The organism is Methylobacterium sp. J-048, from assembly GCF_022829515.1.
GTDB lineage: Bacteria > Pseudomonadota > Alphaproteobacteria > Rhizobiales > Beijerinckiaceae > Methylobacterium.
Genome location: NZ_JAKSYL010000126.1, coordinates 1 through 6,936, shown reverse-complemented (window position 1 = coordinate 6,936; position 6,936 = coordinate 1). Strand labels below are relative to the sequence as shown.

The following is a 6,936-nucleotide window of genomic DNA, read 5'->3' as shown; positions in this document are numbered from 1 at the left end:
TGTCCGGGGTCGTGGAAGGAACGGGCAGGCTCCCAAGCTGAGGTGCGGGCTTCAGTGCCCCAGGATGAGCCGGGGTCCTGCCCGTCGCCGCGGATCCGACCTTACCAGATCGGACGCCGACTGACTTACAAGGATGAGGGGCAGAGCATCAGCCCCAGTCCTGCCGGGGCGTGCCGTTCAGGACCTGGGGCGCCAAGCTCGGGCGATCCCGAAACCGCGGCTCCTCCATCTCCAACCCGACGGCCTCCGCCATCGAGATCGCCCGGCGCAGCGAGATGTTGAGATCCTCGCGCCCCTGCATGAAGCGCCGCATGAACTCGCTGCGGGTGCTGGGTAGCCTCTTGGCAACCTCGCAGGGGCGGTAGCCCTTGCTCCGGATCTTGGCCCTCACACGATCGAGGACCGCTGCCTTCGTCCGCATGTAGCTGTCAGCCGCGCACGGCCGAACCTGTGCCTGCCCACTCAACGCCTGTCGCCGCAAGAAATCGAATCGACCGCCCAGGTCTCTGCCCGGGGAAGATCCGGGTTTTCAGGTTTTCCTCAAGTGATTTCGCACGCCCATTGACGTGACGAATCAGGGCGTTGGCTACGCTAGCATGCGCCGCTTGGGCTGGTACCCGTTGATGTAGCGCTCGGGCTCGCTCATGGGCAGCGTGCCCTTTAGCCTCGCCTTCGCAGCGATCCTCGCCGCCTTCTCGGCCTCGATCTTACGAGCCCGGTCGCGCAGGTATGTTTCCCTGTCGTTGAGGATCTCGGCGACAGGATCCTTGGACCTCCCGTTGCTCACGCGCGATGGCCACCACTTGCCGAGCAGCGAGACATAGTGGCTGGCTTCCTCGTCCTGTTCGGCCTTAGTCAGTCCGGGAACGTAGTCGTAGCTGATCTTCGTGAGGCGCTTCACGGACCTCAGGTAATAGTTTTCCATCGCCGCATCGACGGCTGCGAGGATGGGGAATTCGCCACGCTCGAACGACAGCCTGATCCGCTCAGCAGCCTTGGGCGCATGCGTGAATGGGAAGTCGAAAGCTATCTCCCATTCGCGCAATAGCCTCAGACCTTCCGCCTTGCCCTCGGGCGTAGCCAGCGTCGCGATGAGCTCAGCGGACAGCACGGGATGCACGACCTCGGGGGTGGTTTGGACAAGCGCGGCGGTCGGCATCGACTCCTCACGATTCGGGCCGCGCTTCTGCGGCGGGGCCATCATGCCGTCCGCCCGCGCATTTCGCACGGCCACCCGGCGATCCCGTGCCGCGGCTACCCGGGCTGCCTTCGCCCGCGCCTTCCGTGCAGCCTCGGCTTCCCACCGCAGGAGATGCTGCTCGGCAATGACGGGACCTAGATCCGGGTCGGCGACCTCGGCATGGGAGAACGCGAAGAACGTCGCGTCAGACCCATCGCGCTCGATGGCGTCGAGCAGCCGCTGCCCACGATAGGCGCCGGTCTCGTATCCCGGCGTGAGCGCCTTGCCGGTCAGGGACTCATGCAGCGCGATGAGCCACGCGTCGTAACGCTGGAGCATTTCCGACCCTAGGAGCGGGTGCGCGCCGCCTCGTTTTTTCCTCCGCATCACCTTGCTGGGCAGGCTGGACCCGAGCCTCACCATAGTCGCCGGCTTGACCCGATAAGCCGGGGCGTCCCCGCGCAGGGACATGGACTCGAAGTCGAACTCGCTGATCAGGCGCGTCGGGACCGTGTCCAGCCTCTCAGGCGGACGCAGCCGGATCGTCAGAACGATCTCCGTCACGGCACGGCCCTGGTTAACGTCAGCGACCGAGACGATCTCGAACGAGCGGACGTGCTCCCGGATCTCGCCCACGGCCGGATCCAGATACCTGAGGCGCAGCTGCCCCACGTGCACCGGCGCCGGCATGCCAAGGATGTCCCCCAAAAGGGGCGGAGGCATCCGCATCTCGAACGGCGGCGCGCCCGGCTCGTACCTGATCCGCTCGGCGGCGATGTGGGCGAGGATCTCGCGATAGAGGAGCGGGCTGGACCGGCGACGGAATCGCGCCAGCACAGCAAGATCGACGTGGGCGTATCGCGTCCCGGGCTGCTGCACCGGCACCGCCCACGCCGGCAGATGGAAGGCGAACGAGCAACCGAGCTTCAGCGGCTCTGGCTTGCGGTCGAACAGGCGCTCCAGGGCGGAGACGAGCTCACGCGGCTGCGCGGCGTGACCACCTGCCGAGAGCACCGTCAGGGCCTTCCTGACTGAGCACATCCGTGCGGCGCGGATCGTATCCTCCGTCTCCACCCCCACGACGCTCATCGCCACCAGGGTCTCGAACAGGGCGATGTCGCGGACCGTGAGCCGGGGGGCGTGTGCCAGCGTCCGATCCCGTAGCCAAGCCACGGAGCGCGGCACAGACGGCGCGACGTCAAGGAACGCCTCGGTGCTCTCCAGCGCCGCCGTCAGGTCCCCACGGACCTGCGGAATGAAGGCGGCGCGACGGGGCGGCGTGCGGCGAAGGCTGGAGGCGGTGCTCATGTCGGCCCGTTCTGCAAATCTGCAACAAGACGATACGCCGAATTTGGCCTTCTACAAGAACGCGGAGCGGGGAATAGCGGACTGAGGTCCGAGGCGTAATACTAATAGAATAGGCGCAGACGCCGTTGGCACGGCTGGGACGGGCCTGATCGGCCCGGAAGGAAGGGGAAGTCGGTCGGTCCCTATTAGTATTACGAACCGTCTCCGCCCATTCTCCCTCGTAAACCGCCCCCTTTTCGGTTTCAGATTTGCAACTTTTCGGTTGCACGGATGCATGGTCCCGCCGACCGAACCTGTTGCGGTTCCGCAACCCAAGCCGCCAGCCCCGGCGTGGTGACTTTCGTGCCGGGGATTGATGATGCGGAACCTCGCACCCGGACCCGCCGCCATGTTCCCGTCCATGCCGACCGCCACTTCCAACGACCTCGTCTTCGATGACGACGTGACCTACGCCCCGGCCGACCAGCATCCCGTGGCCAAGGCCGCAGCCGACGCCCGCGGGGCCGCGGCTCGCAACCGCGAGTACCGTGCCAGGGAGAAGGACAGGGCCACGTTGGACCTGGTCCTCGTCGATGCGATGGTCTCGACCCAGATGCACGCCCGCGACTACGCCCGGATCAAGCTGGGTGACGACAGCACCCCGCCACCCCTCCTGTTCGCGGAGGTCCTGCGCTACGCCTACCGCGAGCTGCGCGAGAGGGGCTGGGAGAAGGTGAAGGCACACGACGCGCTCGTCGCCAGACTCGCCCCCAAGCGCCCCTACCTGCCCCCGCTGTAGGCCGCACCGGGGGTGTCCGTTGCAGGGGCGGAGAGCCCTATGACCGGGAGGGTTGTGCAACCCCCCACCTCGGGACGGGTCGGCTAGCGCCAGCCCGTCCCGCTTCATGTCAGGACCCCATGCGCCTCGCCCTCGCCAGCCTCGACGCCGTGCCGGCCGCGATCGAGACCTGGCATCCGACGGCCATCGTCTCGGTCTACAGCCCGTCCTCGCCTGAGCCCCTGCCGGCATGGGACGGCCACGACCTGCACCTGGCATTCTCCGACATCGAGGCCGTTCGCCCGTTCCGGCCGTCCCGCCGGGCGTAAGAGAGCCGCCGCAGCTGCAACCATAAAGCGGTGAGGAAAGCGATCGCGTCCGGCCGCATCGCGGTGGCAGTGCGGCCCTACGAGACGATCGACGCAAAGGTTGCGGACCGGCTCTCGGAACAGAACACGGACCCGAGCCAACGCCGGGGAGAGGAATCGGCGCGGGCTGAAGCCTCGATGGCGGAGCTCGCTGCGCGGCAGGCTACGGCGGTCGAGGAGATCCCGCCGGCGGTGTGCCAGCGGCAGGCCCCGTCCCGCGTGGAGGACATCGCGTCCCCCGTGGAGGAGGTGGAGCGCGATGCGGATCCCGTGCCGCGCTCAGTCCCGCCGATCCCCGCTGACTTCGAGGAGGATCCGGTGCAACGACCCCGTTGAGATCCTCGATGGGTACTAGCGCATCGGTCATTTCAACCGTGTTACCCACGAGTTCACGACCCCCGAGCTGCTCAGCGTCGGCGCGCCCGTGAAGGACCTGCGCAAGCGGGCCCTGGCGCACTTGAGCGCCGGTTGCGGGGTGCGCGTGCGACGGACTGAGATCCCTCTCGCCGGCGTCCCGAGCTACGTCCAATTTATTGTACCATAGGCAAAGCGACTGAATTAAGGGATATTCGACTCGATTTTAATTGCTGAGGGTTCTGCAACTAACGAAGCGGGGCGTGCGGCATTCTTCATATACTTCATGGGGATATTTCTACCCGGCGGCGAACCCTGCATGCAAGATCACCAACATGCTCGACCTGCTGCTCCTGGCAGTCCTAGCCCCGACACTTTGATAGCCGACCCAAAGATCCACTTTAAGCCCCCAAAGTTCCGCATCAAATCAACCTAGAGTAAATCGAGGCGGCCCTTTACCAGGGTCGCCTCGTTCGTTCTACGTTCAACATTTCTTCTGTTGTGACAGTGCCTTAGCGGCAGTTTGCGCAGATGTGCAGACCTCACACCCTGCCAATGGATGGCGTCACCGAAGCCCGAACCGCCACAAATCCTGCTGACCGGACCTACAGCCCCGGGCCTGCTTCATGCCGCATCTATTTCAACCACGTCCCCCAGGGCTCAACGGCGTGGCGGAACCGCTAGGGGCCGACAGGCCGCGCAGGATGAGGTCCGCAACGGCTCAAAGATCGAAGTCGCCCGCACGAAGCCTATCGTTCCGCTCGGCGAACTCGGCCTCTTGGCCTGCTTCCTCAAGGGTAGGCAGCTTGCTCGACAGCGCCCGCGGTAGACGACGGGCGGTCGAGGTGGCGCCTGACTTCCTCGACTGCCTGTTTCGACCATGCCCAGGCGTCTTCGGGCTCGATGTGGAGGTAGCTTTCGACGGCCGCCGCGGGGCTTGACCGCGAGCTGCCTTCGACCGCGCGCAAGCTCCTGAACTCGATGATGACATCCTGCCGCCGCGCCGAGGACCGCTGCTCCTCGAACCCGGAAAGCCGGTACTCGGTCGGGTCTTCCCAAAGCACGTTACGCCACCACCCCTCCGGCATGGATATGTAAGCGGCGAGGTGGTCGGCACCCGATGCTCCGTGGCGACCTTTCCACCAAGTGAGCAGTCGGTCGACGGCACCGGCCGGGTCGTCGCCGACCCGGGACAAGGCATCGGTAAATACATCCTTAGGAAGCAATCTCATCGTCGCCCGTCCCCGCCGATACCGCTCGATTCTCCCCGAACGCGCCGATTCGCGCCAATGGCCCAGGTGGCGGCCCGGGGCGGGGAAAAGGTTCTGCGCTCGCTCCGGCCGCCGTCTCCCGGCGCCAGCGTGACCGGACGGCATGCGCCATGACGATGCGCGTATTCCGACCCTTCAGCCCCTCGATGGCGGGCGACGCCTGAATGCCACGGCCTCCGGGAGACGACAGGAAGGGCATCGGAAACGTGGAGGCAGTCCCTCGCCCGCTACGCGGCGCCGACGCGACCGCCGTGCTTCGCCGTGCTGCCGAACGGCCAGTGCGGCATGATCCAGGCTAGCGATTGAGTCTATCGGGTCGAATTGTTCGAGGCGCGTCGTCACCCGTCTCCGGGTCGCAGGCGTCGCTCAGCCTTCCGGGTCGGTCGCGTAGGTTTCGCAGGCCGATCCGTGACGGTGGCCGACGAGGAGGCTCTCCATGGAATGCGAGAAGCACCGGAGCACGAACCTTATGGCCGCCCCCTCGTAATCGACGATCCGTTGGTCACCCGCACTTGGTTGCGCCTTCAGGTAGGCTGCGAGTTCTCGTGCGAGCTGGCCCACGGCTGCTTGCAGGAAGGTCTCCCCGAGCCTGGGCCAGCGGCATCGTCAGCGGCGCCATGGGTACCGCCTCCTCGGCCATCGGCGGGGTCGGCAACGCGATGGGCGGCTCCGTCTCGACCCTGGCGCAGGCCGCCGCCCCGTCGCTGACCAAGGTCACCGACCCGTTCTCGAACATCGAGTCCAATGTCCGCAACGGCACCGGATCCGATCCGGCCGCCCTGAAGGATACCGCGGTGACCGCCATGCGTGCCGCCGTCTCGGGCGACGGCGCCCAGCAGGCCGCCGCCCAGGAGAAGGCCGCCGTGGCCCTTTCCAAGGCGCAGAACATCCCGGTCGAGCAGGCCCGGACCCAGGTCGCGCAGTACACCCAGCAGTTCAAGGAGACCGTCGCCTCGGCCAAGGAGCAGTCCAAGCAGATCGCCGACGCCACCGCGCGCCGCGTGTCCCAGGGCGCGCTGTTCGGGGCCCTCGCGCTGATCTTTGGGGCGCTCGCTTCCTTCTTCGCCGGCCGCGGTTCGGCCGTCGATCCGACCGTCACCCGCACCGCCCCGAACACCCTGACCCCGCGCCGGGCATGAGCGTCGGCGATCCCGCCGCGACCGAGCCCCATGGGCCCGGGACGCCCTCAGGCACCGCGGCGGAGGTCGCCGTCGGCGAGGAGGCGGTCCTTCCGCTGATCGAGGAGACCGCGCGCATCGAGAAGCGTGCGGTCGAGACCGGACGGGTCCGTGTCAGCACGCGAACCGACACCCTCGACCAGGTCCTGCGCGAGACCCTGCGCAGCGACATGGTCGGGGTGACCCGGGTGCCCGTCAACCGGACCCTCGCCGAGGGCGAGGCACCCCCGGTGGTCAGGACGGAGGCCGGGGTGACCATCATCCCGGTGCTGGAAGAGATCTTCGTCGTCGAGAAGCGCCTCGTCCTGAAGGAGGAGGTGCACAGCCGCCGGACTACGGCGGGCGAGGACGTCGAGAGGCCGGTGACGCTGGGCAGGAACCGACTCGTGATCGTACGCGTGGCAAGAGAGGGGGACAGCACGGAGCATGAAGCGTAGCGCCTCGCACCGGCGCCGCCAATCAGTACACATCCAGCTCGACCAGGTAGAGCTCGTCTGCACTGTCGGCTCCCGCTGCGTAC

General features: G+C 66.8%; 9 protein-coding genes. 5 read left to right on the top strand and 4 right to left on the bottom strand.

The annotated features are described in order from the left end of the window. Nucleotides 1-148 precede the first annotated feature (148 nt). Together MKL09_RS11125 and MKL09_RS11120 are read right to left on the bottom strand one after the other, a co-directional pair. Complete coding sequence (locus tag MKL09_RS11125) at nucleotides 149-421, bottom strand: hypothetical protein (protein WP_244020167.1); 273 nt, start codon at nucleotides 419-421, stop codon at nucleotides 149-151. A 165-nt stretch (nucleotides 422-586) separates the two neighbouring features. Further along, nucleotides 587-2,488: a hypothetical protein gene (locus tag MKL09_RS11120; RefSeq protein WP_244020166.1), complete on the bottom strand. Its 1,902-nt coding sequence runs from the start codon at nucleotides 2,486-2,488 to the stop codon at nucleotides 587-589. Between the two features lie 388 nt (nucleotides 2,489-2,876). Here MKL09_RS11120 and MKL09_RS11115 point away from each other — a divergent pair, with 388 nt between their 5' ends. The 3 genes from MKL09_RS11115 (at nucleotide 2,877) to MKL09_RS11105 (ending at nucleotide 3,949) form a co-directional block, all read left to right on the top strand. Further along, nucleotides 2,877-3,266, top strand: coding sequence for a hypothetical protein (locus tag MKL09_RS11115; RefSeq protein ID WP_244020165.1), 390 nt, complete (start codon nucleotides 2,877-2,879; stop codon nucleotides 3,264-3,266). A gap of 119 nt (nucleotides 3,267-3,385) precedes the next feature. Further along, nucleotides 3,386-3,574 (top strand): hypothetical protein, encoded by a 189-nt coding sequence (locus MKL09_RS11110; protein ID WP_244020164.1) that lies wholly within the window; start codon nucleotides 3,386-3,388, stop codon nucleotides 3,572-3,574. A 30-nt stretch (nucleotides 3,575-3,604) separates the two neighbouring features. Beyond that, entirely contained in the window at nucleotides 3,605-3,949 is a 345-nt protein-coding gene (locus MKL09_RS11105; protein ID WP_244020162.1) for a hypothetical protein, read from the top strand. 809 nt (nucleotides 3,950-4,758) lie between these two features. Here MKL09_RS11105 and MKL09_RS11100 read toward each other — a convergent pair. Both MKL09_RS11100 and MKL09_RS32330 read right to left on the bottom strand, forming a co-directional pair. Next, the gene (locus MKL09_RS11100) at nucleotides 4,759-5,163 is read right to left on the bottom strand and encodes a hypothetical protein (protein WP_244020160.1); all 405 of its coding nucleotides are present in this window, start codon (nucleotides 5,161-5,163) and stop codon (nucleotides 4,759-4,761) included. 441 nt (nucleotides 5,164-5,604) lie between these two features. Beyond that, the gene (locus MKL09_RS32330) at nucleotides 5,605-5,799 is read right to left on the bottom strand and encodes a hypothetical protein (RefSeq protein WP_409566920.1); all 195 of its coding nucleotides are present in this window, start codon (nucleotides 5,797-5,799) and stop codon (nucleotides 5,605-5,607) included. A gap of 56 nt (nucleotides 5,800-5,855) precedes the next feature. Between MKL09_RS32330 and MKL09_RS11095 the strand changes: the two genes are divergently transcribed. Both MKL09_RS11095 and MKL09_RS11090 read left to right on the top strand, forming a co-directional pair. Further along, nucleotides 5,856-6,377 (top strand): hypothetical protein, encoded by a 522-nt coding sequence (locus MKL09_RS11095; protein WP_244020158.1) that lies wholly within the window; start codon nucleotides 5,856-5,858, stop codon nucleotides 6,375-6,377. After that, nucleotides 6,374-6,853: a DUF2382 domain-containing protein gene (locus MKL09_RS11090; RefSeq protein WP_244020156.1), complete on the top strand. Its 480-nt coding sequence runs from the start codon at nucleotides 6,374-6,376 to the stop codon at nucleotides 6,851-6,853. Before MKL09_RS11095 ends, MKL09_RS11090 begins: the two co-directional genes overlap by 4 nt. The last annotated feature ends 83 nt before the right edge of the window (nucleotides 6,854-6,936 follow it).

Excerpts from the sequence above, each read along its gene's own strand:
- MKL09_RS11095 (WP_244020158.1), top strand. The coding sequence starts at position 5,856 with ATGGGTACCGCCTCCTCGGCCATCGGCGGGGTCGGCAACGCGATGGGC.
- MKL09_RS11125 (WP_244020167.1), bottom strand. The coding sequence starts at position 421 with ATGCGGACGAAGGCAGCGGTCCTCGATCGTGTGAGGGCCAAGATCCGG.
- MKL09_RS11120 (WP_244020166.1), bottom strand. The coding sequence starts at position 2,488 with ATGAGCACCGCCTCCAGCCTTCGCCGCACGCCGCCCCGTCGCGCCGCC.
- MKL09_RS11090 (WP_244020156.1), top strand. The coding sequence starts at position 6,374 with ATGAGCGTCGGCGATCCCGCCGCGACCGAGCCCCATGGGCCCGGGACG.
- MKL09_RS11115 (WP_244020165.1), top strand. The coding sequence starts at position 2,877 with ATGTTCCCGTCCATGCCGACCGCCACTTCCAACGACCTCGTCTTCGAT.
- MKL09_RS11110 (WP_244020164.1), top strand. The coding sequence starts at position 3,386 with ATGCGCCTCGCCCTCGCCAGCCTCGACGCCGTGCCGGCCGCGATCGAG.